A 25845-nucleotide genomic window follows, 5' to 3' on the forward strand; every position below is an offset into this window, starting at 1 on the left:
GGATAGAATTTGTAAAATGACTTAATATCAATAATTAGCGTTCTTTATAAAAAATAAATTCTATTAATCGGGTCTATATCCCATGAATTAAACTAGTAAAATATAGTTCTAATCTATTAATTTAGAAAATTGGGATTTTATTTGACAAAATTCAACAGCATTCTGTGTATATTTCTATTATACTTACACCAACAGCTTAGCTTCTACAAACATCATCGGTAATAGGAGAAGTAATCCTAAATTTTTTCGTAAAGGGGGGAAGTGTATCTAAATGTAAAAGCAATGAACGTTCATAGTGGTATACAGCATCTAATGTTTACACCATGCCATCATGACGTGTGGTTACATGATTAAAAAAATATAATAAAATGTTTACGGTTTTGGAAGAAAAAATCAATTTCTAAGGAGGTTATTTAATTGAACAAGCTTGGTTGGAAAATAGTAGTCTTATTTGTTTTGACTATATCGCTTTGGCAAACCAGTGAACTGAATGCGTTGGAAGATCCTGCATATGAAATGAATGATGCGGATGAATATGAAGCTGAAATAGATATCGCAGATGATGATTTATCTGAATGGACTAACCATGAGGAGTTAGGTGAAGAATTATATCGGATAGAAGAAGAAAGCAATGGAAATGTAGAAGTTGATGTATTAGGAAATTCCCATCAAAATAATGAGATTTACGCTGCTCGTGTAGGAGATGGGGATAGGGTACTTCTTATTGATAGTGAAATACACGGTAACGAAAAATCTGGAACCGAGGCAATTCTTTCAATGCTTGACACACTTGGGACAAGCAATGATCCTGAAGTGCAAGAGGTGCGAGATGAATTAACAATAATTACGGTTCCTAAGTTAAATCCTGATGGTTCAGAACTATCTCAGCGTCAAAATGATATTTCTTGGGATGAAGTTGTAGACAATCATCCACAACTTGAAGGAGCTGAACCAGCATGGTATTGGAGCGAGGAAAATAATGGCTTTGATATTAACCGGGATTTCAATCCAAACCTGGATTATGAGCCTCAACCTGAAGATCTTCCAGGAACAAGTGCAGACTTTGGTTTGTTTTTATCAAATGAATCTCGTATTCTTGCTGATTTATATCAAGATTTACAAGATGAATTCGGTGAAGTAGAAGCTTATGTGAATCTTCATCATATGGGAACCCCACAATTAGAAGGAACGGACGAAGATGTCACTGTTGCGCTAAGTTACCCTCCTCTAGGGCCAGAAAACAACCCAAAGTATGATGACTGGCCAGAGTTAGATCAAGACAAGTCACGACGTTATACAATGGCTGCTGCCAATGGCATGGAGGAGAATGCAGATAGCGATGAATATCCTGTTTTGGCACGATATACGAACCCTGATATCTATGATCTATCTGGTATAGCCTTAGGGGCGTTTGGGCTTAATGGAAGTGCATCTGTATTATTTGAAATGGCAGGTCAACAGCCACAGACTCCATACGATGAAGAGTTGATCGAAGTTGTTGAAGATGGACTATGGGGCATAGCCAACCAAATGGCAGATGATACTGTTGATGAAATAGATGGTGACGATTTTTACGATATTCCAAAATATTGGCCAGATGAGCCTAGTGTTTCTGAACCTGACCAATATTCCACAGACTTTACGGATGATGAAGTTGGCCAAACACCTAAGGATTGGTCTCCAATATGGCAAGGCCAGGAAGACCAATTTACAGTTTTAGATGAACCCAACCGATTGCAATATGTTGCAGGATCTGGCGTACGAGGTTTAACTTCGGATGTAGTTGGTGAAATTTTTGGAAGCGCTGAGATTTTTGGGCTTGTTCGTGGAAGCAATGTCCAGGACACGCTATTCGAAATTGGATTTCATATGTCTGGTTCTTCAACATATGAAAATGCTATTTATGCCGATGCACAAATGCCAAATGGAGATTCGGATGAAAGCACTATTCGAATTATGGAACGTAACGGTGGAAGTACAGAAACGCTTGCTTCCGAAGAACTTCCATTTACGTTAAAGGAAGAGGAATGGTATCGCGTGCTATTACAGAGGGATGCTGATGCCCTACGATTGAAAATGTGGCCAGATGGGGAAGAGGAACCTAAAACCTGGCAAGTTATCGAGACTCAAGGAAATAACTACGGTGGAAAAGTTGGTATTTCCCACTATACTCCAGGAGCAATCAATGATTATGCATTTATCGGTGTTGGCATTGGAGGTTTAGAAGCACCACACGCACCGGATGACCTTCTTGATCCAGATTTACCTGAAGACATCACAGCAGCTGAAATAATTACAATGGTGGAAAGCTTCGCCGAAGAAGGAGAATTTGAATCTGATGAAGTTGTTCATTCCCTGGTGACACACTTGAGGGCTGTAGGTCATTATGAAGATCAAAAAGAAACGGAAAAAGTCATCCAGCATATGGAAGGATTTCAAGATTTGCTCAATCACTACAAAGAAAACGCGTTGATCGCTGATGAAGCGTATGATATGCTCCTAGCGTATTCCGATAAATTGATAGAAGCATAGTGTGAACAATTCCCTGTGGCAGTAATCATCTGTCCCAGGGAATTTAAATTCATGAAGAAAAGGTTATAAATCAAGTAATATCAGTGTCAAACGTGATTTAAAAGAGAAGTATCAAGAGCGAGGATTATCTAAGATTAAAAGGAGAGGACTAATTTCATTTGGTAACATCCCAAGAAGTTGCCGGAAGTAAAAATAAATAATTAAAAAGAAAAGGCTGCCTCAGCGGAATAAACTCCAACTTGGGACAGCCTAAATTGATGTGCCAGTAATTTTAATTCAGGAAAGTTTCCTTGCTATTGCTTATCTACTACCACTTAGGGTTGCAGCACCTTCCCGTACTGCAATGAATTCAGGTCGTTCTTTCCCTCCTGAATATGGTCGGATCAATTGATTTTCAACGCTATTATAAACCATGAATAAATTGTTGCGGCTATATGGTGTAATATTACCGCTTGATCCATGCATGGTATTGCATTCAAATAAGGTAATGGCACCAGCTTTTCCGGTTGGTACGGAGATACCGCCTCCTTGATCAGCTAACCAGCGCAGGGTGTCATGATCAGGAACACCAAGTTTTTGTTTTTGCAGCGAATCTTTATAGTTATCATCAGGTGTTTCACCCGCGCAGCTGATATAGTAGTTATGGGACCTGGGTATAAGCATTAAAGGCCCGTTGAATGTATAGTTGTCGGATAAGGCAATCGATAGACTGACCGCTCTCATCCGTGGCATTCCATCTTCCACATGCCATGTTTCAAAATCCGAATGCCAATCAAATTCTTTGCCTGAGAATTCCGGTTTATAGTTGATTCTAGATTGGTGTATATAGACATCACTTCCAAGAAGATAGTTTACGATATCGAGCAGGCGCTGATCATTCGCAACTTGTTTAAAATAGTTGTCATCATGATGCACATGAAAAATTGATCTGATTTCTTCACTTTGTGGTTCACGGATCACTTTCTCAGAAGTGATATCCTGGCTAGCGTCCTGTAGTTCAAAAATACCGTTTTGCATTGCCATTACTTCCTGAGGAGAGAAGAAATCCTCAAGCTGCAAGAATCCATTTCTTTCATACGAATCAAGCTGTTCTTTCGAAAGGGGGGCTTGATTGTCTTTTGAACGATCTGTGTGAATCACAGGATCCTTTCGCTTTAAAATTTCCGGTTTGTTATTTTGGCGGGATGGATAAAGATCTTCCATTATAAACACTCCTATCAAAAAAATTTATTCCTTCGATGTCGCGTCTATAGTTGATTAATTACCGGCTTATTTAAGGAAACTTTCCTATGTTTCCCTATCTACCCTACTAGAACAACTAAAAAACATCAAAGTAGAAATATTAAGAAAAAACAAGCAAATCATCGCTTAGGAAAAATAAATGAAGTAGGGAAGCGTTGTTTTTAATAGATTGGATTTTTTGAAGATCATTGCGTGAATTTTAGGTTTATAGAGATGATAATGGATTACATTCTAAAGAGGTTGATATGGTATATAGTAAAAGCACCTCCCGTGTATGAGAATACGATTCAGAGGTGCTTCTTCATATCCTGTTATTGTGTACGGTCATAACGTTTCAAATCATTATGCTAGACCACCGTCAACGACCATTTCTTGAGCGGTAACATATGTTGATTCGTCGGAAGCTAGATACAAGATGATTTGAGCGATGTCATTTGTATTCCCAGCTCTCTTTAGTAGGGTCCCTTGGGCAAAGTCCTCAACTGTGATTCCCATACCATTTATAACATCATCTCCCATTTCAGTAACAATTAAGCCAGGGTGAACAGAGTTGACACGGATCTTGTCAGTACCTGCTTCTGCGGCAACGGCTTTCGTCATTAATCTTACGGCCCCTTTACTTGCACAATATAAGGAATGATTTTCTGAACCGTTTAAACCTGCAACAGATGACATATTAATAATGGATCCACTTTGGTGTTTGCGCATTAATGGCAAAATATGCTTCATACCTAAAAAAGTACCTTTAACATTAATGTCCATTAAGAAATCCCAATCATCTAACGTCGTATCCCCAACAGATTTAGCCATATAGACGCCCGCATTATTTACTAAAATGTCGACTTTACCATATGTTTCCTCTGCGATTTTTGTAACCTTTTTCCATTCGTCATCTTTGGAAACATCTTGGTGAATGAAAGTAGCTTCGCCATTTTGCCCCTTAATCATATCGACAACTTGTTTCCCCTCCGTTTCTTTTATATCTGTTAATATAACTTTTGCCCCTTCTTTTGCTAACATTATTGCAATACTTTTTCCAATACCTGCACTAGCACCAGTTACAATAGCTACTTTGTCTTCTACTCTCATGTTAATCCCTCCATTCAAAATATATATAAAGCCTCATAAGAGGTTTTATATCAATCATAATTATCTGAAAAATGTGATACGGATATTCAGAGCATATTGTTAAATATCGGCTTTAATCTAATACGTTTGTTTTATCTTGGTAGAATAGATGGTAAAAAGAGGAATACAATATCCTGTATCTATCTTTAGTATAATGCAATTTAGGGTAAACACAATATGTTTGTGAAACATTTCACAAATAGTTCATAATTACTACTGAAATCATTCTTACTCCATTCCATTAACTATATTTTTTCATTCTTCTTTTGCATTTAGAGAAATAATTATTGATGTATTAACTCCTGTATTTTTCCCTAATTCCTATAAATTCTGTCTATTCTTTATTATTTGGTCGTTATTTATAGGCTGTGGCAATTATTATTAATTAATCGAATAAAATCAAGTTTAAACGCGTTGTATAACGTTTAACGCGTTTTGACGAAAGGCTTTGTTTTATTTAATCTTAAATAGTACATCATTTACAACACATTTCGGAGGTGAGAGCATTAGCAAAAGCGGTATTGGTGAATTGACAAGGGAAAAGGACATAAAAACTGATTTTCATTTTCGTAAGCCGAATAAAGACGATGGTGCAGCTGTTTGGGAATTAATTAAACAAACTGGTGTGTTAGATCTTAACTCTTCTTATAGCTATCTCATGTGGTGTGAGATTTTTTCAGAAACATCGATTGTCACGGAAAGAGAAGGGGAGACTGTCGGATTTATTTCCGGGTTTATTCATCCGGATACACCGAATACATTGTTCATTTGGCAAGTAGCTGTTAATGAATCCGAACGTGGTAATGGATTGGGGACGAAAATGTTGTTTCAACTGCTAAACCGTGAACATTGCGGGGCTATTGAATATGTAGAAGCAACTGTATCTCCATCAAATACGCCGTCACGAAACCTATTTCAAGGTCTTGCCCAAAAGCTGAAGACCCATTGTGAGGTAGACGATTATTTTTCATCAAATGATTTTCCCGGAGAAGGCCATGAAGATGAATTATTGTTTAAAATCGGACCGATTGAAGAAGAAAAAATATGGATAAAAGGATGATTTCATGACAACGGCTTTATTAAGCGATAAGGAAATGAAAACGTTTGAAGAAATAGAATCGACCGTAAGAAGCTACAGCAGGGGATGGCCGACCATTTTTGAAAAGGCAAAAGGATATAAATTGTGGGATATAGAAGGAAAAGAGTACATTGATTTTTTTGCCGGGGCAGGAGCGCTGAATTACGGCCATAATAGTGATGCAATGCAGGAAAAATTAATTGAGTATATTAAAAATGATGGAATTATACACAGCCTCGATATGGGAACATCTCCAAGAAAGGAATTTCTCGAACGCTTCAAAGAAGTAATACTTACACCACGTAATCTCGATTATAAGATTATGTTTCCCGGCCCAACGGGTACAAATACCGTAGAAAGTGCGTTGAAAATAGCCAGAAAAGTAACCGATAGAGATACGGTGATTAGTTTCACAAATGCTTTTCATGGAATGACAATTGGATCGCTCTCGGTGACAGCTAATTCATTTAAACGTCATGGTGCGGGCATCCCGCTTCATCATACGGTATCCATGCCATTCGATGATTATGTGGAAGATCAGAATTCAATTGCTTATTTGGAAAGATTTCTAGAGGACAGCGGAAGTGGTGTTGCCCTGCCGGCAGCCATTATTCTGGAAACAGTTCAAGGAGAAGGTGGCATGAATGCGGCTAGGATGGAATGGATGAAAAAAATCGAACGTATTTGCAAACGTTGGGATATTTTATTAATTATTGATGATGTTCAAGCAGGTTGCGGACGAACTGGTACATTCTTTAGTTTTGAGCCTGCCGAAATTAATCCAGATATTGTCTGTCTTTCCAAATCAATTGGCGGAATTGGACTGCCCATGGCCATTACATTAATTAAACCAGAGTATGATCAATGGGAACCCGGTGAGCATAACGGAACATTCCGTGGAAATAATTTGGCATTTCTTGCAGCAACAGAAGCCTTGACTCATTGGGAGACAGATGAATTAAGTCATGCGATACAAGAGAAAGCCAGCATCTTGGCAGATATGGTCAACCATTGGGTGAAAAAATATCCCGAACTTAAGGCCGAAGCTCGTGGAAGAGGATTAATGCAAGGTATAGCAATCGACGTAGAAGGTCTTGCAAGTGACATTTGCGGAGAAGCGTTTAAGCGCGGTTTGATTGTGGAAACTTCCGGGCCGAATGATGAGGTTGTTAAATTCTTGCCACCACTAACGATTGAGCAAGAAGGGCTTGAGAAAGGACTCGGTATTCTTGATGATAGTATCAAGCATGTTCTTGCTTAAGCGACAATATACCAATGAATAGATATTTTATAATGGAAAAGGAGAAATCGAAATGATCGTAAAATCACTGGAAGAGATTGTTGGAACGGAAGATGAAACATCTGAAGAAAACTGGACGAGTCGCCGCTTTCTGTTGAAAAAAGACGGAGTAGGCTTCAGCATGAATGATACCATTATTAAAGCGGGAACAGATAATTTCTTCTGGTACAAAAATCATATCGAAGCAGTGTACTGCATTGAAGGCGAAGGTGAAATTGAAAAAGTCGAAACCGGTGATGTATACCAACTTAAAGCAGGAACGATGTATATCCTCAATGAAAATGACAAGCATCGACTACGCGCCAGAACGCAGATGCGCATGGTTTGTGTCTTCAACCCGCCACTTGTAGGAAGAGAAACACATAATGAAGAAGGATATTATCCGTTATTGACCGAATAGGGTTTAGAGAAGGAATCAGTCGCGGTTTAGTTTCTTCTTAATTTTTGGTAAGAAGAAGAGAGAATATTAATGGGAGGCGCACACTTCAGCTTGAGCTTCAGAATCATAGAGGGTCTCCTTCCTCATTATACACTCTAAGTAAAAGCACTTTCTCTGATAGGGAAGGTGCTTTTACGACTAGGAACGGCAAATTTTCTGTTCGAGATAGAGCTATGGTAAACTGGGAGAACGCGTCTCCATAACGGTAGAGGGTCGATCGGGAGAGAACCATACCTATACGGGAGCTACTCATCTTCCGGAAAAAAAGCACCACTACTACCCTCATTCTGCTGAAACATTCTGCTTCACAATCTTATTCGGGTTAAATAAATCACGCGGATCAAGCGTCGACTTTATTTTCTCCATCAGATGAAGCGCTTCACCATGTTCTTGTTTCTGATATTTTTGTTTTCCAATTCCAACGCCGTGTTCGCCGGTGCAAGTACCTCCACGGTTAAGCGCGTATTCAACGATGTGTTCATTTAATTGATTCGCATTTTGAACTTCTTCGGGGTTATTGAGATCAATCATTAAAAAAATATGATAGTTCCCATCACCTACATGCCCGACGATGCCGCCTTGAAGGCTTAATGCCCTTAGGGTTTTCCTTGCATCTTGAATAGCTCCTGCTAATTCAGAAATAGGGAGACAAACGTCCGTTATCATTAATTTTCTTCCCGGGTAGCCATGAGTGTAAGCGTAGAGTACATGATGTCTTGCTTCCCAAAGCTTATTCCGTGCTGCAGTTTCTGCTTCAAATGTTACTTCTAAACAGCCGAAGTCGTTGAGGATATCTTCCGCAAATGAAACATCCTGTGTTAGACCTGCTTCATTTCCGTGAAATTCTAAAAACAATGTTGGTACTTCTTTGTAGCCTGTTTCACTATATTGATTCGCTTGCACCATAGATGGCTCATCTAAAAGCTCCATTCTGGCAATTGGCACTCCGGCTTGTAATATAGCTGTGACAGCTTCGACTGCATCATCCACCATGTTAAATGATGCTCTTGCAGCTATTTGATGTTCTGGTATACCGTATACCTTTAGCGTTAATTCTGTAAAACAACCTAGTGTACCTTCAGACCCTACAAAAATGCCATTCAGATGATAACCGGATGATGACTTTTCCGCTAAATTGCCAGTGTGTATCGTTTTTCCGTCTACAAGTACAACTTCTAAATCTCGGACTTGGTCACGCATGATGCCATAGCGGACAGACATTGTTCCACTGGCATTCGTAGCAGCCATACCGCCAAGTGTTGCATCTGCCCCTGGATCTACTGGAAAAAATAACCCGTATTTTTTCAGTTCTTTATTTAATTGGGAACGTGTCACACCTGGTTGTACTTTTACTAGAAAATCTTTTTCCCGAATCTCCAGTATGCTGTTCATTAACGAAAAATCAATGGTTATGCCATGTTCGTAAGGGATAATATGACCTTCTAAGCTTGTTCCCAAGCCATAAGGAACAACCGCGATCTCATATTTATCAGCTAGACGAACAATTTCGCTCACTTCTTCAGCATTTTCAGGAAATACCACTACAGCTGGAGAACTTGGTGTATGATAAGATTCATCTGTGCTGTGTTCTTCCAGAACAGTCTCGTTCATGGTAACTTGATCTTTTCGCAACCATTTCTCTAATCCATGTATTACATTCGTTATTGCTGTTTCCATGGTTATTTCTCTCCCTTTTTAAATAGGTATGTTAAAGAAATTTCTGATTTTATAGTCTAGTATAAATGATGTGAAGTAGAAAATCTATAGCTTAAATACATAGGGAAGGATTATTCATTTCTACTGCTGTATAAGCGATATTAGATAATAAAAAACATTCCATTATTGACAAAATATTCATGCGTGTTAAAATAAAATAAAATGATATGAACTACTAGGGGTGCCTTTGTTAAGGCTGAGATTAAAGTTTCACTTTGAGACCCTTTGAACCTGATCTGGTTGATGCCAGCGTAGGGAAGTAATCTGCCGATGACTACAAAGCTAACTTATGTATTCTAGAGGGCCACTTTCTTTATGCGCTGCATGATGAAAAGTGGTCTTTTTTATATGTATATAAGAATCTATTAGATGGGTTGTGCCTTTGTCATGCCAAAACAATTACATGTTATTTCTACTGGCCGGCAATCAATGAAAACGTTTGTTACGATTGCAGGACAGATTCATAAATATGTGGATGTCATCCATGTACGAGAAAAGACATGGTCTGCCAGTAAACTTGTAGCTGTCGTGCAAGCATTAGCTGAAGAGGGAATTCCAGTTAAAAAAATAATGATAAATGATCGTATCGATATAGCATATATGATGAAGACAAACGGAGTGCAACTTACACACCAAAGTGCTGATCTTTCATTGGTAAAAGAATCTTTTCCTACTTTACAAATAGGTTGTTCCGTCCATTCTATAGAAGAAGCCATGGAGGCAGAGACAAAGGGTGCAAATTTCCTCCTTTATGGTCATATCTTTGCTACCTCATCGAAGCCAGGAATACCTCCGAGAGGACTTGATCATTTACAGAGGATAACAGAAACAGTTCATTTACCAGTCATAGCAATCGGTGGTATTATGCCGGAAAATACAAAGCAGGTACTAGCAGCAGGTGTAGAGGGAATCGCGGTTTTGTCAGGTGTATTATTAGCAAACGATCCTGTAGAAGCGGTTAAAGAATATAGAATAAATATGGAAAAGGGAGTGTATGATGAATAACCATTATGATGTCAGCATTGCTCGAGGAGGTGAAGGAAGATTCCATCGCTTATGATTCGAAATAGCTCAAAGGAGGTGAGAACATGACATTACAATTAAATGGGGAGATTGTAACGATACCAACAGCAGTTACCACAATTAAAGAAGTAATCGAACATTATAAGATAAGTAACCCTGTTGTTATTGTAGAACATAATGACCGAATTTTGGAAAAGAATGAGCATACTACTACAGAAATAGCTGATGGAGACAAAATAGAATTAATCCAATTTGTAGGAGGCGGTTAACATGTTAACCATCAACAAAAAACAATTTAACTCCAGATTATTGTTAGGTACAGGAAAATATCCAAATATTGATGTCCAGAAGCAAGCAGTGGAAGTGTCAAAGCCGGAAATCTTAACCTTCACTGTTCGCCGTATGAATATCTATGAGCCAAGTCAGCCGAATTTCCTTGAAAAGATTGATGTGGAGAAAGTTACGCTACTGCCAAACACGGCTGGAGCAAAAACGGCTGAAGAAGCTGTTCGTCATGCGAAACTAGCTCAGGCATCTGGCTTATGTGATATGATTAAGGTAGAAGTTATTGGTTGCGATAAGACCCTTCTTCCTGATCCTGTGGAAACGCTAAAAGCAACGGAAGAATTACTAAAAGAAGGATTCACCGTATTGCCATATACTTCCGATGATGTGGTACTTGCTAAAAAGCTGGAAGAGCTTGGTGCACATGCGATTATGCCAGGTGCTTCTCCGATTGGATCCGGACAAGGGATTATTAATCCACTCAACTTAAGCTTGATTATAGAACAATCAAAAGTTCCAGTTATCGTTGACGCTGGAATCGGTTCGCCTGCGGATGCTGCATTTGCAATGGAACTTGGAGCGGATGCAGTTCTTTTAAATACTGCTGTGTCAGCGGCAAGTGATCCGGTCAAAATGGCAAAAGCGATGAAGCTCGCTATTGAAGCTGGACGTTTGGCTTATGAAGCAGGAAGAATCCCGAAAAAGCGAACCGCAACGGCAAGTAGTCCAATGGAAGGAATGAGTGTCTGATGAATGATCGTTATTCCAGACAGACCCTGTTCACCCCAATTGGTGAGCAGGGTCAACAAAAACTAAAGAGAAAACATGTATTATTAATCGGTGCTGGAGCACTTGGAACAGGAAGTGGCGAATCCCTTGTTCGTGCAGGAGTCGGGAAAATAACAATCGTGGATCGCGATTATGTGGAATGGAGCAATTTGCAACGGCAGCAGCTTTATGTGGAGGTGGATGCGGCAAATCGGGTACCAAAGGCCATTGCCGCTAAGGAGCGATTACAGCAAATTAATTCAGAAGTAGAAATCGAGAGCCATATTCTGGATGTGACGCCTCAAGTATTTGAAAAACTAGCAGAAAACGTTGATTTGATTCTAGACGCTACAGATAATTTTGATATTCGCATGCAAATAAATGATATAGCACAAAAATATACAATACCTTGGATTTATGGATCCTGTGTTGCAAGTTATGGTATTAGCTTTACAATTATTCCTGGTAAAACTCCCTGTCTGCACTGTTTAATGGAGGATGTACCGATCGGTGGGCTAACGTGTGATACTGCTGGAATTATTAGTCCAGCTGCTAGTATGGTAGTTGCCTATCAAACAGCAGAAGCTTTAAAAATACTTACGGAAGATTGGGAGGCACTTAGTGGGAAGTTAGTTTCGTTTGATCTTTGGAAAAATCATCATTCCAAGATGAATGTTTCCAGTATGAAAAAAGCAGCTTGCTCTTCTTGTGGTGCAAATGCAACGTATCCCTTTCTTACTTTTGAAAATCAAACCAAGACGGCGGTTTTATGCGGAAGGGATACGGTTCAGATTCGCCCATCAAAGCGTGAAGATCGTGATCTACAGGGGATCGCCAAGATGCTTTCTACAATGGGAGGTAAAGTGGAACAAAATGATTTTCTTCTTTCTTTTACCATGGATAAGCAGCGGTTCGTTATGTTCCAAGATGGTCGTACACTCGTTCATGGGACGAAAGATATCACAGAAGCTAAAACACTTTATCATCGTTACTTTGGTTAACCCCACAGAATAAACTGTGGGGCAGTATTTATACAACAAACATTCTGATCGTCTTACTCAGCTACACGCTGTTGGTGGTCGTTGACATAATCTAGCGCCATCTCTACAGCTGTTCGCGCCTCGATATATCCCCATATATCATTAAGCATTGGTTGAGACGTTGTCTGGAGGATACTTTTTACATCATTGGGGCTAAGGGTTGGATTGGCTTCTAACATTTGTGCAATGACGCCTGCACATATGGGTGTGGCCATCGACGTACCGGATAATTGCAGGTAATGTTCATCGACGATTTGTTCAGGTAACTGTTGTTCCAGCTCAGATTCTGGTGCTAACAGAGAAATGATGTCTGTCCCTGGTGAATAGATATCCGGCTTAATCAATGAATCGATCGTTGGACCACGGCTTGAATAATCTGCAATATGATCGTCTGATCGCGTACCCGTATTCTGGTCAGACGTAGATCCAACAGTAATAATAAACGGATTAATAGCAGGTGTACTAATGGTTTTCTGCTCCGGGCCATTGTTACCAGCCGCTGCACAAACGACGATGCCGTTATGCCATGCTTCTTGTACAACCTGTGCTAGCGGGTCATCCCTATACGATTCATATGCTTGAGCACCCAGAGATAGAGAAATTATTTGAATATTATATTCTTCTTTGTGTTCCATACACCACGTAATTCCTTCAATGATGGTTGATAGTTTTCCCGCGCCATCCTTATCCAAAACCTTCACACCAATAACGGAAGCTTCAGATGCTGGAGCAATATATAAGCCATCTGACTTACTAGCATTTCCTGCTGCGTCGCCCGCGCAGTGTGTCCCGTGTCCATTATCATCGTAAGGATCGTTCTGATCGTTAATAAAATCTTTAAAAGCAATAATTCTATTATCGGGTTCCGTTAAATCTGCATGGGGATAGATTCCAGTATCAATGACAGCAACAGTTACACCGTTTCCGGTAAAGTCATGATGCTCTTGTACATCAACAGCTCCGATTTGTCTGCTTGCAATGTCCAGAAAGCATGTTACTTCACGGTCATAGAATATCCGATCAACTGCCTCATGATCCTTAATCTGTTTGATCATTTGCGGCGTTAACTTCCCGCCAACGGTTCCGTGGAATCGTAAGTCTTTGTCTAATTTACTGCGACTATCTTTTTGACAGGTATTCAGGAGATCGTCTCTTATAGCTTTGTCCGAATTCTTGTTAACGTAAACAATGACAGGTATATCATCAGTATTGCTGATTGCGTAAGGATCTTGTTTTCTTTTAACACGTAATTGTTCCACTAAACCTGGATCTAGTTTTCGACCAGCTTCTTCATACCATATTCTTTTTCTGTTACTCATTTTTTGCCTCCTCAGGATTTTAGTTTTAAAACCTACTAGCATTGGCAACAGTGGCACTAGAACAACGTGAGATCACCCCCTCTACTAGTTTTATAATTTAAACTATGTTTTTTCTTGGTAAAGAGAGTGAGTATCCTATCTAATTTGATCTAATAGGGGCTTGTCCTTTAATAAAAGCATAGCAGGGTAATAGAGAGTGGACAATCCATCTAAATAACTAACTTTTATGAATATATATATTATTTTGATACAAAAGTCTGAAGGAGAAGAGGCACATCACTATCGGTTTGCTTTGTCAGTATGTTTCGTTCAACTTCCTGAAATTTACAGAAGGAATTATTCTTGCATGAATATGGTAATAACTATTTAAAATAGGGGAAGTAGAATACAATATCCTTGAATAGGAAGACTTCTTTCGGAAGTTCTGTTAAAATAAAGTAATATACATATTACGATAACTTCGATTTGGGGTGGAGAGAATGTCATTTCGCAGTACAATTAATACGTATTTTAATAATCACGCAGAAACAAGCGAGAATCATGAGAATACATCACTTCAGACACATTATTATAAGACAACCAAAGATACAGGAATGCAAATGTTGGAGAATTTATTCATCCATTCTGATGGATATGAAATTAATTCCATTTCTAAAGAGCACGGTGAAATCAGTGTGCTTATGAAAAAGGGGAAGAAGGCATTTATTGTTGCTACAGTGATTATGGTTAGGCCGTATTATACAGCGATTGACTTTTCTGTGACAACGGAATCTGTTCTTCCTTTTGACTTCGGCTATAGTACAAAAGTGATCCAACAATTATATCAATGGATTAATAAAGATCTGTCATTAATCACGACAAGAGAAACGAGTTAATAATGAAAAACGGAGGCGTGCGAAATGAGATGTTCCAATTGCAACAATAAAAATACAAGAGTGCTCGATTCACGTCCGATTGAAGAAGGGGAATCCATACGCAGACGAAGGGAATGCGAAAATTGTGGTTTTCGATTTACGACGTTTGAACGGATTGAAGAAGTCCCCCTAATTGTGGTAAAAAAGGATGGGAATAGGCAAGTATTTAGCAGGGAAAAGCTGGTTCGGGGCTTAATCCGAGCCTGTGAAAAACGTCCAATTCCCCTTGATAAAATGGAGGAAATAGCCTCTTCTGTTGAAAAAGAACTTCGTAATGACGGTATTTCTGAAGTGGACAGCAATGAAATTGGTGAAATGGTGATGGACAGGCTATCCAAAGTTGATGAAGTGGCATATGTTCGTTTCGCCTCTGTCTATCGTCAATTTAAAGATATCAGTGTCTTTCTCGATGAATTGAAGGATTTAATCAATGCAGATAAAAAATCCTGATGTACCACAAAGAGGGAGAGTAAGAATAATGCATTTTATTGGAAAAATTTTGCCTGTGGAAGGATATTATGTTGTATTAAAAACGTATTTACCTGTTGACTACGGGAAATCATTAACTCATTTGTATCAACCGCTTATTGGTACTCACGCAGTTACGTTATATCAAACACTTCTGCATGACATGGAGTTGCAACGGGAAAGGGAAGCCCAAACGCATCATACATTAATGAATTATTTAAATATACCATTGGATGAGATCTACCAGGCAAGGTTAAAGCTTGAAGCCATTGGACTGTTAAAAACATATAAACAAAATACAGAAACAACCAATATGTACACGTACGAGTTGCAAAGTCCATTTGCGCCAAAGGATTTTTTCAAGGATGCAATGCTTACGCAGCTCTTATTTCATCATATTGGTGACGCTAAGTTTAAAGAGTTGAAGAACCATTACGTAACAACACCAAAAAGACAGATCGGAACAGATATAACAGCATCTTTCCATGATGTATTTCAAACGTTTGAGCCTTCCCTTGGGACAGTTGGAGTATCTTCAAATGAAGAAAAGCCGGCGACGTCAGAGCAAAAAACAGACTTTTCCTGGATAGAAATGATGTTAAAACAGCGGATGATCCCTGTGGGCAAAGTCTTAACACCAGAAAACAAAAAATTGATTTCTCAAATGATGCAATTGTATGATTTATATGCGCATGAAATAGATAAAAGTGTATTATGGGCATTAACTTCAGATAATAGGCTGGACGCAGAAGAATTTAAAACAGCCTGTCATGATCTGTTTAAACAAAAATATAATGATACACCCATCCAATTAAAAAATAAGGCTGTATCTAGTCAACATGAAACAACAAAGAAACCTGAAACAAAAGAGGACCAGCTTATCCACGAATTAGAAATAATCTCTCCGAAGCAATTACTGGAAGACCTCTCAAGTGGTAACCATGCTTCTGAACAGGATATGAGGGTTATACGTGGTGTAATGACAACACAAGGACTGCCTTCTCCTGTTATGAATGTATTGATTCATTATGTGTTATTGCAGTCAAACATGAAGCTATCCAAAGCATATCTGGAGAAGATTGCAAGTCACTGGTCCAGAGCTAATTTAAAAACAGCGAAAGAAGCCATGGCTTTCGCCAAAAAAGAAAAAGATAGATATCAAAAAGGTGCAGCTTCTAAATCCAAGTCAACCTATAGAAAAGCCGAATCAAATGAAGTTGTCCCGGATTGGTTTAAAGAAAGAAAGAATAAGAATCGTAAACAACAACCAGATACGAATAATATAGACACGACAAAAGAGCAAGAAGAAGTTGCTGCCATGCTACGTCAGTATTCAAGCAGAAACAAAAATAATCACATCCAAGGATGATAATATGGAACCAGTACAATCTACATTGAGAAAATGGATGCAGGAAAATAAGCATTTCAAAGAAAATTATACAAAAGTTAAACAGGAAGTGTTAAGTGACCCTGAAATTAAGGATTTTATAGCAAAACATCCGCAATTAACCCAACTGGAAATGGAGAAAAGTCTGATTAAACTATATGAATACAAGACACAATCCAAACAATGTGACCATTGTTCCTCATTTGGCGGATGTATAAATATGATTCAAGGGTATTCGCCTATTTTACATGTTGAAAATAATGAAATTCGTCTCTCGTATGAAAAATGCCATAATCGGATTGCATATGAAAAGCAAATCGAGCAGCAAAATTTGATTCAAAGTTTATATATGCCAAGAGAGATCTTGGATGCAACGATTGATGATATTGACAATGATGTTGAAAGAGTTCGTGCGATTCGTGAATTGATTTACTTTGTCGAGCAAGCAAAATCCGATTTGCCTAAAAAAGGAATCTATTTTCATGGTCCGTTTGGTGTTGGAAAAACGTATTTTTTAGGAGCTCTTGCCAATAAATTAAAAGAATACCACATTTCATCAACATTAATTTATATGCCGGAATTTGTTCGGGAAATGAAAGCGTCCATGAAAGATGATTCTATCAATGAGAAAATAGAACTTTTTAAGAAAGCAGACGTGTTGATGTTGGATGATATCGGTGCGGAAATGCAATCTGCCTGGTTTCGTGATGAAATACTGGGGTCTATACTGCAATATCGAATGATGGAAAAGCTACCGGTATTCTTCACTTCAAATTATGACTTGGATCAATTGGAAAGTCAGTTGGCGGCAACGCGTTCGGGTGTCGAAACGGTAAAAGCAGGTAGAATTATTGAACGAATTAAACAGGTTAGTAAATCGGTTGAAATCATTGGAGAGAATCGCAGAGAATAAAATGGAGAAAAGGTGGTAGACAGGATATCCTGTCTACCACCTTTTCTTACTTTAACTAGTTTCAATGGTTTATACATGTTTTCAATTATCCGTCCATATAATGTAACAGTTTGGTGTTGGGTGAGGGTGATTGTATTGCTTGAAATTTATTTTGAATCAGATAAGGAAGTAATTCGTTTTTGTGAACAGTTATTCAGTTACAATAAGCAAATTGAATTACACTGGAAAACGAACAAAGATTGGGGGAATCATTTACAATTAGAAAATAAGTTACCTGAAAATGAATTGATTGAGACTATAGCACAATCAATGACGGATGTTTTTATTGCGCACCGTTTAAGGAACATGATAGAAAGTACCATTAAAAGGATTTATTATTATACCAATAGTGATGAAATCGAACGGATTTTGGATTTGACAGAATGGATTTTTGCGGGAGAAAATGCCGATAGTCTGCAAGTAAGAAATACAGAAGACCCAAGTCAAATATTAAAATCCTTATTTAGCGCATCAATAAAAAACGAAACAACAATCCATTATGATTCCATCATACAATTTCGTTTGAAAGATTTTAGAAATCAACTTATTCACTATGTGGGACTTGCTATTGATGAATTTAAGCGGGAGGAAGATCATCAGGCTTTTGTGAATATGCTTCGTGAATACATTGTAAAAAAGATCCGAGCTTTGATACGATTCATGTATTACAGGGGAATATGTTTACTTTTTATAAACATAATGGTAAACAAATTTCAACAATGGAGTTAAGAAGTCTTATGAAAAGCGAACCACTCTATATAGTTGGATTGGACGAAGATGAATTAAATTTGGCGCCGCTTGTTGCTATGGCACCGAAAAAAATCAAAATGTATGGGGATGACCCATCTGAGCCGAAGACATTAACAGTCATTAATGTTTTTCAGGAAAAAGTAGATTTCAAAGCCTATCATCATTTTCCATTTCAACATTTGTTAAAAAAACAACAGAAATAGGCTTGATTTTATAATTATAAACGGCTATAATACAGGTTATATATCATGTAGGTAAAAGGTAAAGACGAGGATACGATTATTTTATCTTTGTATAGAAAAGAGAAGGAAGCCAGCGGCTGAAAGCTTCCACTATGCATACAAATAATTACCGCCTTCGAACCCTGCTATGGAAATGTCAGTAAATAGTGGCGTATTATCTGCGTTAAAGATTGATGAAGCCATCAAATGATGGAAAATAGGGTGGAACCACGACGTCTCAGGCGCTCGTCCCTTTGCGTAACTTGCAGAGGGATGGGCGTCTTTTTAACGTCTAAAAGATATATTATATGAAGGAGCGATTACTATGGCAGCAGAAATTTCAATTACATTTCCGGACAGGACAGTGAAACAATTCCCGTCAGGTACAACTGGGGAAGAAATTGCAGCTTCGATTTCTTCAGGTTTAAAGAAACAGGCAATAGCGATTAAGCTGGATGATGAACGCGTTGATTTAAAACGTGAATTGCATCATGGTGGAAAGATTGAAATTATAACGTATAAAGATCAGGAAGGTATAGAGGTGATGCGTCATTCTACGGCACACCTAATGGCTCATGCTATAAAGCGCATTTATAAAGACGTTCAATTTGGTGTTGGTCCAGTCATTGAAGAAGGATTTTACTATGATATGGATATGGAGCATAAGATAACACCGGAAGACCTTCCGAAAATAGAGAAAGAAATGAAGCGGATTGTTGATGAAGCACTGGAGATTAAACGCATGGAAGTATCACGTGCGAAAGCAAAAGAAATGTTTCGTGAAATCGGGGATGATTTGAAGCTGGAATTGATTGATGCGATTCCTGAAGACGAACAGGTTACCATTTATCAGCAGGGTGAATTTTTTGATCTCTGCCGTGGTATACATGTACCTTCAACCAATAAAATTAAAGCCTTCAAACTATTAAGCATTTCTGGTGCATATTGGCGCGGAGACAGTAATAATAAGCAACTGCAACGTATCTATGGGACAGCCTTTGAAAAACAATCTCAGGTAAATGACTATCTGAATTTATTGGAAGAACGTAAGGAACGTGACCATCGCAAGCTTGGAAAGGAACTGGATATTTTTACTGTTAATCAGGAAGTTGGACAAGGCCTGCCACTTTGGCTCCCTAAAGGTGCAACAATCCGGCGACAGATTGAACGCTATATTGTAGATATTGAAGAGAGACTTGGCTATGATCATGTGTATACACCTGTTTTAGCAAATGTGGATCTATACAAAACAAGCGGTCATTGGGATCACTATCAGGATGATATGTTCCCTACGATGGAAATGGATAATGAAGAGCTTGTATTACGCCCGATGAACTGCCCGCACCATATGATGGTTTTTAAAAATCAGTTATGGAGTTATCGTAATTTACCTGTTCGAATTGCGGAACTTGGCACCATGCATCGTTATGAAATGAGTGGTGCTCTTGCAGGGCTTCAGCGAGTAAGGGCGATGACATTGAATGATGCGCATATTTTTGCAAGACCGGAGCAATTAAAAGAGGAATTCACCCGGGTTGTGGAGCTTGTACAAAGGGTTTATAAAGACTTTGGTATAGATGATTACTATTTCCGTCTGTCCTATCGTGATCCAGAGGATAAAGAAAAATACATCGACAATGATGAGATGTGGGAGAAAGCGGAAAGCATGTTGAAAGAAACAATGGAAGACATGAACCTGGATTATGTTGAAGCAATAGGAGAGGCCGCCTTTTATGGTCCGAAACTGGATGTACAGGTACAAACGTCATTAGGTAAGGATGAGACCCTTTCAACGGTACAACTGGATTACCAGTTGCCGGAACGTTTTGATTTAACCTATATTGGAGAAGATGGAAAAGAACACCGCCCAGTGGTTATCCATCGCGGAGTCGTATCAACAATGGAACGCTTTGTGGCATTTCTGATTGAAGAATATAAAGGAGCCTTCCCTACATGGCTCGCACCAGTACAAGCAAAAATCATTCCAGTGTCACCACAGTTTCATTTGGATTATGCAAAAGAAATAGAGGATAAATTAAGACGTCAAGGCTTACGTGTTACGATTGATGAACGAGATGAAAAAATCGGCTACAAAATCCGGGAAGCACAAACACAGAAAGTACCTTTTTCATTGGTCTTAGGAGATGATGAAGTGAAGGAGAACGCAGTGAATGTTCGCAGGTACGGGGAAAAACAATCGGAAACACTAGGTTTCGACGACTTTGTTGCAATGATCAATAAGGAAGTTGAGGAAAAGACGCTAAGAAAATAACAGGTCTGTTTCGTTGTTGTCTTTGTCACAAAAGATAGAAACTGCGACGTAGTGAAAGTAACTTTATGAGAAGGTTCTCGTTCTAATGATAGTTAAGCGCAGGGATACCGCTACGGAAATGTCACAGTTTCTATCAACTGCAAGCTTTAAAAGCAACAATGTTTACAAAAAGGGCCAATATAAAGAATGCGAGCCAGGAATACGATTTTGTATTCTTGGCCTTTTCATGTAGACATGTTATACTATATGTAACATTAGATTAAAAGTTTTATTTGACATTATCAAATGAAGCTGTTATTCTAAATTGGTTGCAAAAATAAATGATCTAAAGACAAGTAGAAGCACCCGCTTCTCACCTGATCGACGCTGGATGCAGCAGTTGACTGGTTCATATTCTTCTCATCATGATTAGGAGACGTGTGGGTGCATATTGTACCGACACTTTTTTTATTAAAAAATTTACTTGTCCATTATAGATCGATTTCGTTTCTTAAAAAAATTTGGAGGTGGCTGGCAATTAGCAAAGAAATGAATGTCAATGAAAAGATTCGTGCTAAAGAAGTACGTCTTATCGACTCAAATGGGGATCAACTTGGAGTGAAATCACGTAATGAAGCGTTGGATATTGCACAAACCAGAAATCTGGATTTAGTATTGGTTGCTCCAAATGCAAAACCACCAGTTTGTCGTATCATGGACTTCGGGAAATATCGTTTTGAACAGCAAAAGAAAGAAAAAGAAGCGCGCAAAAAACAAAAAGTAATTAACGTAAAAGAAGTACGTTTTACGCCAGGAATCGGCGACCACGATTTTGAAACAAAATTAAAAAACGCTAGAAAATTCCTTCAAAAAGGGGATAAAGTTAAAGCAGCCGTTCGTTTCCGTGGACGTGCGATCACACACAAGGACCTTGGACGGGAGGTTTTGGATCGTTTTGCTGATGAGGTTAAAGATATAGCAACGATTGAATCTAAACCCAAAATGGAAGGTCGCAATATGTTTATGATGGTCGCTCCGGCAAAAGAGAAATAATCACTCAGGTTAACAAGGAGGAATTCACGATGTCTAAAATGAAAACACACAAAGGGTCTCAAAAACGTTTTCGAAAAACAGGTACTGGTAAACTTAAACGGTCACATGCTTACACAAGCCATATGTTTGCACATAAATCACAAAAGCAAAAGCGCAAATTACGCAAGAGTGCTATTGTATCGGCAGGAGACTATCGACGTATTAAAACAATGATGCCTTATAAATAAATAAATCGATTTACTAGGAGGGAATTATTATGGCACGTGTAAAAGGTGGAACAGTAACGCGTCTACGTCGTAAACGCGTCTTAAAACTAGCAAAAGGTTATTATGGCTCAAAAAGAGCATTATTTAAAACAGCGAAACAACAAGTGATGAAATCAGGTATGTATGCATATCGTGACCGCAGACAGAAAAAACGGGACTTTCGTAAATTATGGATTACTCGTATTAATGCTGCAGCTCGCATGAATGATCTATCCTATAGCAAATTAATGCATGGATTAAAAGTAGCAGGCGTCGACATTAACCGTAAAATGTTGTCAGATCTCGCTATCAATGATGAACAAGCATTTAATCAACTAGCAACCAAAGCAAAAGAGGCTCTTAAATAAATGTCAGTGTTAAGGCCAAATCCAACTTGAGAATGGGTTTGGTCTTTTGTGATTAAAGGAGTAAACGATGAACGAATTAAACACAATCATCATTTATATATTGGGTGTAAATGCAATTACTTTTTTCTTGATGGGGAGGGATAAAACTAGAAGCAAAAAGCAGCAGTACCGCATACCTGAACGTACATTTTGGATATTATCGGTATGCGGTGGCTCACTAGGATGCTATAGTGGAATGAAGGTGTTCCGGCATAAAACCAAACATCGATCCTTTGTCATCGGCATGCCTTTCTTAATCATCTTCCAACTTATAGGAATTGCCTACATATTCGTTTCCGTGTCATAAAGGCTCGTCTATTGTCATATACATGTACGAGGAACATTCAAATAGGAATAAAAGAAGGAGGTTAGGTATGGAGGTTTTTGGGAATTACTTGATGGCCTTCATCGAGACTGGTGGACTGTTTGCCCCAATTCTTTTCATTAGTTTCCATCTACTACGGCCATTGTTCTTTCTCCCTGTTGTTTTCATATGTATTTCAGGTGGTATATTGTTCGGGGCGGTTGCAGGAACCATTTATTCCATTATCGGTATTACCTTGTCTAGTGTTGTTTTTTATTTTATTATAAGATGGATGCCGAAATCATTTCATAAATTAGTGGATGTAAAAAAGAAAATGATAGGTAAAAATGCGGAGTTAACAACATCACAAATTACACTCCTACGGCTTGTACCATTTATTCATTTTCACCTTTTATCACTCTGTCTCATTGAAATTTCTGCAAGTTTTAAAGATTATACGAAATCATCTTTATTATCTAATATCCCTTTAGCATTAGTATATACTTCCGTTGGCGGTTGGATATCTAATTTAACCCCACTTCACATCTTCGTATTTTTAACCGCATTATTACCATTTCTTTATCTATTAAGAAGAAAGGAGATTATTATTAAGTGGCAGGAATTCTTCCAGGTAAGTACGTAGGAAAAAATCACTCGTCTATGAAAAGATGAGTGATTTTCTAATTCATATTGGTTAACAATAGCTGATTAATGGGGTGTTTCCATTCAATTTTGGCGTAGGGGTAGCGTATCAGTATTTCACGCTCCAAAAAATATAAATCCTCCCGCGTTAATCCCCGTAATTCCAGTGGGTCACGGACAGTAACATGTACATTTACAACTTCAAATGCTTCCTCGGTGGTACCAAGGTATTTTTCCCCTTCAAATAAACATCCTTTGTACGTAAATTGAAGGTTTTTTTTACTATCTTCCAGTTCGTCTACAAAGTAAAATGTATTGGACTCTTTGGCAATACGCAATCTTCTTTGGGGATTGCGTATATATTGAATCACTGTATAGACGAGGAGACCAAGTGCTATAAGTATTAATACCCGAAATAAAATAACGATCATCATGAACCGTCTCCCTGTTATTTATTATCCTATTATACGATTTGAGCTTTTACTTGGTTTCACTATTTGCGAGAATTCATGATACAATCATAAAAAAAGGAAATGAGGTAATTTCAAAATGGATTGGAAGGCACTATATTCCATGCAAGAACAATTGGACAATTATATTGAGGAAAAACATGACTTACGAAAAAGGGATGTTTTTCAGGAGAAATGTCTCGCACTACTCGTAGAGCTTGGTGAACTTGCCAATGAAACAAGATGTTTTAAATTTTGGAGTGAAAAACCAAGGAATGAAAAAAGCATTATATTGGAAGAATATGTTGATGGAACTCATTTTATTTTATCATTAGGAATCGAAAAAGGGTATCAATATGATGGTAGAGAATTAGGCATAACGGTACGAAACGAAACCGAACAATTTAACCATGTATTTGAAGCCTGTACCATTTTTAAGCAAGATCCAACAGAAGAAAATTATGTACGTCTATTTGAAAGCTATATACAGCTTGGCGGATTACTAGGATTTACAGAAGCTGATATTCAGGATGCCTACTTAAAGAAAAATGAAGTGAACTATGCACGGCAAGATCAAGGATACTAATGAAATAGTTGGTTCTTTCATAAAATGCAGGTATAATTATAAAACATAAGGAGGAATTAGGTACATATGGTAAAATCAGATGAGACACTAACCATGTTAAAAGATTTAACAGATGCAAGGGGTATTCCAGGAAACGAAAAAGAAGCTAGAGATGCGATGGAACGTTATATTAAGCCTTATGCGGATGAAATATTCACAGATAATCTGGGAAGCTTAATTGCTAAAAAGACAGGCACTAAGAATGGCCCCAAAATTATGATTGCAGGACACTTGGATGAAATTGGTTTTATGGTAACCCGGATTGATGATAATGGATTTGTTTATTTCCAGACAGTTGGAGGCTGGTGGAATCAGGTGATGCTAGCACAGCGTGTAACCATTATGGGGAAAAATGGAGATGTGACAGGGGTCATTGGTTCAAAACCACCACATGTCCTTTCTGCAGAGGAACGAAAAAAGCCGGTTGATATAAAAGAAATGTTTATCGATATTGGAGCATCAAGCAAAGAAGAAGCAGCGGAATTTGGTGTAATACCGGGTAACGCCGTTGTTCCTTATTTTGAGTTTACACCATTAAAAAACGAGAAAATGTTGTTGGCAAAAGCTTGGGATAATCGAATCGGAATCGCTATTGCTATTGAGGTATTAAAACAGCTGAAAGACGTAGATCATCCCAATATTGTTTATGGTGTAGGAACGATTCAAGAAGAAGTTGGACTGCGTGGTGCCAAAACTTCTGCACATGCCATTGAGCCGGATATCGGATTTGGTGTGGATGTAGGTATCGCTGGTGATACACCTGGTATCTCTGATAAGGATGCAGCTAGTAAATTAGGAAAAGGTCCGCAAATTATTTTATATGATGCATCTATGATTTCACATAAAGGGGTGCGTGAGTTCATTGTAAATACAGCGGATGAGCATGAGATACCATATCAGTACGCCACAATGGCAGGCGGTGGAACAGACTCTGGCTCCATCCATCTGACAGCAAACGGTGTACCGTCCTTATCCATCACGATTGCCACACGTTATATTCACACACATGCCGCTATTTTACATCGTGATGACTTTGAAAACGCAGTTAAATTAATTGTAGAAGCGATTAAGAAATTAGACAAAGACACCGTAAAAGATATTGTGTTATCTTAAAAGCTGTTTTCTAAAAGATTTAGACTATACCAAAGGTTCGTCCTGTCGAAATCATTTGTTGCTTTTGGCCATAAAAGCGATCAACTGCGAAGATTCAAAAGTAACAATACTTTCGAACAGCGTCTATCCGTAGGAAAGAGAGGCTGGGACAAAACAAAAGTGTTTAACTAAGAAAGCGAACGTTTCTGGGAATA

Annotated in this window: 27 protein-coding genes, 1 riboswitch and 1 other annotated feature; of the genes, 22 read left to right on the forward strand and 5 right to left on the reverse strand. The window is 38.4% G+C overall.

Going from position 1 to position 25845, the window contains the following annotated elements; genetic code table 11:
* Positions 1–417 precede the first annotated feature (417 nt).
* Positions 418–2532: an FIMAH domain-containing protein gene (locus KFZ56_RS08920; protein WP_222641612.1), complete on the forward strand. Its 2115-nt coding sequence runs from the start codon at positions 418–420 to the stop codon at positions 2530–2532.
* A 300-nt stretch (positions 2533–2832) separates the two neighbouring features.
* Here the strand turns inward: KFZ56_RS08920 and thpD are convergent, their stop codons facing one another.
* Both thpD and KFZ56_RS08930 read right to left on the reverse strand, forming a co-directional pair.
* A complete protein-coding gene (gene thpD, locus KFZ56_RS08925) occupies positions 2833–3735 on the reverse strand; it encodes an ectoine hydroxylase (protein ID WP_222641613.1) in 903 nt (300 codons plus the stop codon).
* A gap of 381 nt (positions 3736–4116) precedes the next feature.
* Complete coding sequence (locus tag KFZ56_RS08930) at positions 4117–4863, reverse strand: SDR family NAD(P)-dependent oxidoreductase (protein ID WP_222641614.1); 747 nt, start codon at positions 4861–4863, stop codon at positions 4117–4119.
* Between the two features lie 568 nt (positions 4864–5431).
* On the opposite strand from KFZ56_RS08930, the gene ectA reads away from it, so the two are divergent.
* From ectA to KFZ56_RS08945, 3 genes are read left to right on the forward strand one after another with little or no spacing between them, the layout of a single operon-like run.
* A complete protein-coding gene (gene ectA, locus KFZ56_RS08935; protein ID WP_222641615.1) occupies positions 5432–5962 on the forward strand; it encodes a diaminobutyrate acetyltransferase in 531 nt (176 codons plus the stop codon).
* Between the two features lie 4 nt (positions 5963–5966).
* The gene (gene ectB, locus KFZ56_RS08940; protein ID WP_222641616.1) at positions 5967–7241 is read left to right on the forward strand and encodes a diaminobutyrate--2-oxoglutarate transaminase; all 1275 of its coding nucleotides are present in this window, start codon (positions 5967–5969) and stop codon (positions 7239–7241) included.
* A gap of 52 nt (positions 7242–7293) precedes the next feature.
* Complete coding sequence (locus KFZ56_RS08945; RefSeq protein WP_222641617.1) at positions 7294–7680, forward strand: ectoine synthase; 387 nt, start codon at positions 7294–7296, stop codon at positions 7678–7680.
* Positions 7681–8001: 321 nt separating this feature from the next.
* Here the strand turns inward: KFZ56_RS08945 and KFZ56_RS08950 are convergent, their stop codons facing one another.
* Positions 8002–9396 carry an FAD-binding oxidoreductase gene (locus tag KFZ56_RS08950; RefSeq protein WP_222641618.1) on the reverse strand — a complete coding sequence of 465 codons (1395 nt, stop codon included), beginning with the start codon at positions 9394–9396 and terminating at the stop codon, positions 8002–8004.
* A gap of 206 nt (positions 9397–9602) precedes the next feature.
* Positions 9603–9710, forward strand: a riboswitch (TPP riboswitch).
* A gap of 112 nt (positions 9711–9822) precedes the next feature.
* Here KFZ56_RS08950 and tenI point away from each other — a divergent pair.
* The 4 genes from tenI to KFZ56_RS08970 all read left to right on the forward strand — a co-directional run bounded on the left by tenI (position 9823) and on the right by KFZ56_RS08970 (position 12512).
* Positions 9823–10440, forward strand: a complete 618-nt coding sequence (tenI, locus tag KFZ56_RS08955; protein ID WP_222641619.1) for a thiazole tautomerase TenI — start codon at positions 9823–9825, stop codon at positions 10438–10440.
* An 83-nt stretch (positions 10441–10523) separates the two neighbouring features.
* On the forward strand, positions 10524–10727 hold the full coding sequence (thiS, locus tag KFZ56_RS08960; protein ID WP_222641620.1) for a sulfur carrier protein ThiS: 204 nt from the start codon (positions 10524–10526) through the stop codon (positions 10725–10727).
* A 1-nt stretch (position 10728) separates the two neighbouring features.
* The gene (locus KFZ56_RS08965) at positions 10729–11493 is read left to right on the forward strand and encodes a thiazole synthase (RefSeq protein WP_222641621.1); all 765 of its coding nucleotides are present in this window, start codon (positions 10729–10731) and stop codon (positions 11491–11493) included.
* The gene (locus KFZ56_RS08970; RefSeq protein WP_222641622.1) at positions 11493–12512 is read left to right on the forward strand and encodes a thiazole biosynthesis adenylyltransferase ThiF; all 1020 of its coding nucleotides are present in this window, start codon (positions 11493–11495) and stop codon (positions 12510–12512) included. Before KFZ56_RS08965 ends, KFZ56_RS08970 begins: the two co-directional genes overlap by 1 nt.
* Before the next feature lie 53 nt (positions 12513–12565).
* Here KFZ56_RS08970 and KFZ56_RS08975 read toward each other — a convergent pair whose 3' ends face one another.
* Positions 12566–13870, reverse strand: coding sequence for a S8 family peptidase (locus tag KFZ56_RS08975; protein ID WP_222641623.1), 1305 nt, complete (start codon positions 13868–13870; stop codon positions 12566–12568).
* A gap of 479 nt (positions 13871–14349) precedes the next feature.
* Here KFZ56_RS08975 and KFZ56_RS08980 point away from each other — a divergent pair, with 479 nt between their 5' ends.
* The 12 genes from KFZ56_RS08980 to KFZ56_RS09030 all read left to right on the forward strand — a co-directional run bounded on the left by KFZ56_RS08980 (position 14350) and on the right by KFZ56_RS09030 (position 23465).
* Positions 14350–14745, forward strand: a complete 396-nt coding sequence (locus tag KFZ56_RS08980; protein ID WP_222641624.1) for a cytosolic protein — start codon at positions 14350–14352, stop codon at positions 14743–14745.
* Between the two features lie 24 nt (positions 14746–14769).
* A complete protein-coding gene (gene nrdR / locus KFZ56_RS08985; RefSeq protein WP_222641625.1) occupies positions 14770–15234 on the forward strand; it encodes a transcriptional regulator NrdR in 465 nt (154 codons plus the stop codon).
* Between the two features lie 28 nt (positions 15235–15262).
* The gene (locus KFZ56_RS08990) at positions 15263–16621 is read left to right on the forward strand and encodes a replication initiation and membrane attachment family protein (RefSeq protein WP_222641626.1); all 1359 of its coding nucleotides are present in this window, start codon (positions 15263–15265) and stop codon (positions 16619–16621) included.
* Positions 16622–16625: 4 nt separating this feature from the next.
* The gene (gene dnaI, locus KFZ56_RS08995) at positions 16626–17552 is read left to right on the forward strand and encodes a primosomal protein DnaI (RefSeq protein WP_222641627.1); all 927 of its coding nucleotides are present in this window, start codon (positions 16626–16628) and stop codon (positions 17550–17552) included.
* 135 nt (positions 17553–17687) lie between these two features.
* Positions 17688–18320 carry a sporulation protein YtxC gene (gene ytxC, locus KFZ56_RS20050; RefSeq protein ID WP_375540674.1) on the forward strand — a complete coding sequence of 211 codons (633 nt, stop codon included), beginning with the start codon at positions 17688–17690 and terminating at the stop codon, positions 18318–18320.
* A complete protein-coding gene (gene ytxC / locus KFZ56_RS20055) occupies positions 18269–18544 on the forward strand; it encodes a sporulation protein YtxC (RefSeq protein WP_375540675.1) in 276 nt (91 codons plus the stop codon). The genes ytxC (KFZ56_RS20050) and ytxC (KFZ56_RS20055) overlap by 52 nt, the downstream gene beginning before the upstream one ends.
* Positions 18545–18887: 343 nt before the next feature.
* Entirely contained in the window at positions 18888–20834 is a 1947-nt protein-coding gene (gene thrS / locus KFZ56_RS09005; protein ID WP_222641628.1) for a threonine--tRNA ligase, read from the forward strand.
* 327 nt (positions 20835–21161) lie between these two features.
* Positions 21162–21288, forward strand: a sequence feature (ribosomal protein L20 leader region).
* 74 nt (positions 21289–21362) lie between these two features.
* Positions 21363–21866: a translation initiation factor IF-3 gene (gene infC, locus KFZ56_RS09010; RefSeq protein ID WP_222643955.1), complete on the forward strand. Its 504-nt coding sequence runs from the start codon at positions 21363–21365 to the stop codon at positions 21864–21866.
* Positions 21867–21895: 29 nt separating this feature from the next.
* Positions 21896–22093, forward strand: coding sequence for a 50S ribosomal protein L35 (gene rpmI / locus KFZ56_RS09015; protein ID WP_222641629.1), 198 nt, complete (start codon positions 21896–21898; stop codon positions 22091–22093).
* Positions 22094–22122: 29 nt separating this feature from the next.
* Positions 22123–22479 carry a 50S ribosomal protein L20 gene (gene rplT, locus KFZ56_RS09020; RefSeq protein WP_222641630.1) on the forward strand — a complete coding sequence of 119 codons (357 nt, stop codon included), beginning with the start codon at positions 22123–22125 and terminating at the stop codon, positions 22477–22479.
* Between the two features lie 67 nt (positions 22480–22546).
* A complete protein-coding gene (locus KFZ56_RS09025; protein ID WP_222641631.1) occupies positions 22547–22825 on the forward strand; it encodes a DUF1294 domain-containing protein in 279 nt (92 codons plus the stop codon).
* A gap of 67 nt (positions 22826–22892) precedes the next feature.
* The gene (locus KFZ56_RS09030) at positions 22893–23465 is read left to right on the forward strand and encodes a TVP38/TMEM64 family protein (RefSeq protein WP_222641632.1); all 573 of its coding nucleotides are present in this window, start codon (positions 22893–22895) and stop codon (positions 23463–23465) included.
* A gap of 37 nt (positions 23466–23502) precedes the next feature.
* Here the strand turns inward: KFZ56_RS09030 and KFZ56_RS09035 are convergent, their stop codons facing one another.
* The gene (locus KFZ56_RS09035) at positions 23503–23895 is read right to left on the reverse strand and encodes a sigma-w pathway protein ysdB (RefSeq protein ID WP_222643956.1); all 393 of its coding nucleotides are present in this window, start codon (positions 23893–23895) and stop codon (positions 23503–23505) included.
* A 118-nt stretch (positions 23896–24013) separates the two neighbouring features.
* Here KFZ56_RS09035 and KFZ56_RS09040 point away from each other — a divergent pair, with 118 nt between their 5' ends.
* Positions 24014–24499, forward strand: coding sequence for a dUTP diphosphatase (locus KFZ56_RS09040; RefSeq protein WP_222641633.1), 486 nt, complete (start codon positions 24014–24016; stop codon positions 24497–24499).
* A gap of 66 nt (positions 24500–24565) precedes the next feature.
* On the forward strand, positions 24566–25651 hold the full coding sequence (locus KFZ56_RS09045) for a M42 family metallopeptidase (protein ID WP_222641634.1): 1086 nt from the start codon (positions 24566–24568) through the stop codon (positions 25649–25651).
* Positions 25652–25845 lie beyond the last annotated feature (194 nt).

Source organism: Virgibacillus sp. NKC19-3 (assembly GCF_019837165.1).
Classification (GTDB): Bacteria; Bacillota; Bacilli; order Bacillales; family Amphibacillaceae; genus Virgibacillus_L; species Virgibacillus_L saliphilus.

Excerpts from the sequence above, each read along its gene's own strand:
- KFZ56_RS08965 (WP_222641621.1), top strand. The coding sequence starts at position 10,729 with ATGTTAACCATCAACAAAAAACAATTTAACTCCAGATTATTGTTAGGT.
- nrdR (WP_222641625.1), top strand. The coding sequence starts at position 14,770 with ATGAGATGTTCCAATTGCAACAATAAAAATACAAGAGTGCTCGATTCA.
- ectB (WP_222641616.1), top strand. The coding sequence starts at position 5,967 with ATGACAACGGCTTTATTAAGCGATAAGGAAATGAAAACGTTTGAAGAA.
- KFZ56_RS08975 (WP_222641623.1), bottom strand. The coding sequence starts at position 13,870 with ATGAGTAACAGAAAAAGAATATGGTATGAAGAAGCTGGTCGAAAACTA.
- infC (WP_222643955.1), top strand. The coding sequence starts at position 21,363 with ATGAATGTCAATGAAAAGATTCGTGCTAAAGAAGTACGTCTTATCGAC.
- rplT (WP_222641630.1), top strand. The coding sequence starts at position 22,123 with ATGGCACGTGTAAAAGGTGGAACAGTAACGCGTCTACGTCGTAAACGC.
- KFZ56_RS08945 (WP_222641617.1), top strand. The coding sequence starts at position 7,294 with ATGATCGTAAAATCACTGGAAGAGATTGTTGGAACGGAAGATGAAACA.
- KFZ56_RS08970 (WP_222641622.1), top strand. The coding sequence starts at position 11,493 with ATGAATGATCGTTATTCCAGACAGACCCTGTTCACCCCAATTGGTGAG.
- rpmI (WP_222641629.1), top strand. The coding sequence starts at position 21,896 with ATGTCTAAAATGAAAACACACAAAGGGTCTCAAAAACGTTTTCGAAAA.
- KFZ56_RS09040 (WP_222641633.1), top strand. The coding sequence starts at position 24,014 with ATGGATTGGAAGGCACTATATTCCATGCAAGAACAATTGGACAATTAT.
- KFZ56_RS08980 (WP_222641624.1), top strand. The coding sequence starts at position 14,350 with ATGTCATTTCGCAGTACAATTAATACGTATTTTAATAATCACGCAGAA.
- ytxC (WP_375540675.1), top strand. The coding sequence starts at position 18,269 with ATGTTTACTTTTTATAAACATAATGGTAAACAAATTTCAACAATGGAG.
- KFZ56_RS08930 (WP_222641614.1), bottom strand. The coding sequence starts at position 4,863 with ATGAGAGTAGAAGACAAAGTAGCTATTGTAACTGGTGCTAGTGCAGGT.
- thpD (WP_222641613.1), bottom strand. The coding sequence starts at position 3,735 with ATGGAAGATCTTTATCCATCCCGCCAAAATAACAAACCGGAAATTTTA.
- thrS (WP_222641628.1), top strand. The coding sequence starts at position 18,888 with ATGGCAGCAGAAATTTCAATTACATTTCCGGACAGGACAGTGAAACAA.
- KFZ56_RS09025 (WP_222641631.1), top strand. The coding sequence starts at position 22,547 with ATGAACGAATTAAACACAATCATCATTTATATATTGGGTGTAAATGCA.
- KFZ56_RS09035 (WP_222643956.1), bottom strand. The coding sequence starts at position 23,895 with ATGATCGTTATTTTATTTCGGGTATTAATACTTATAGCACTTGGTCTC.
- KFZ56_RS08950 (WP_222641618.1), bottom strand. The coding sequence starts at position 9,396 with ATGGAAACAGCAATAACGAATGTAATACATGGATTAGAGAAATGGTTG.
- tenI (WP_222641619.1), top strand. The coding sequence starts at position 9,823 with ATGCCAAAACAATTACATGTTATTTCTACTGGCCGGCAATCAATGAAA.
- dnaI (WP_222641627.1), top strand. The coding sequence starts at position 16,626 with ATGGAACCAGTACAATCTACATTGAGAAAATGGATGCAGGAAAATAAG.
- KFZ56_RS08990 (WP_222641626.1), top strand. The coding sequence starts at position 15,263 with ATGCATTTTATTGGAAAAATTTTGCCTGTGGAAGGATATTATGTTGTA.
- thiS (WP_222641620.1), top strand. The coding sequence starts at position 10,524 with ATGACATTACAATTAAATGGGGAGATTGTAACGATACCAACAGCAGTT.
- KFZ56_RS09030 (WP_222641632.1), top strand. The coding sequence starts at position 22,893 with ATGGAGGTTTTTGGGAATTACTTGATGGCCTTCATCGAGACTGGTGGA.
- KFZ56_RS09045 (WP_222641634.1), top strand. The coding sequence starts at position 24,566 with ATGGTAAAATCAGATGAGACACTAACCATGTTAAAAGATTTAACAGAT.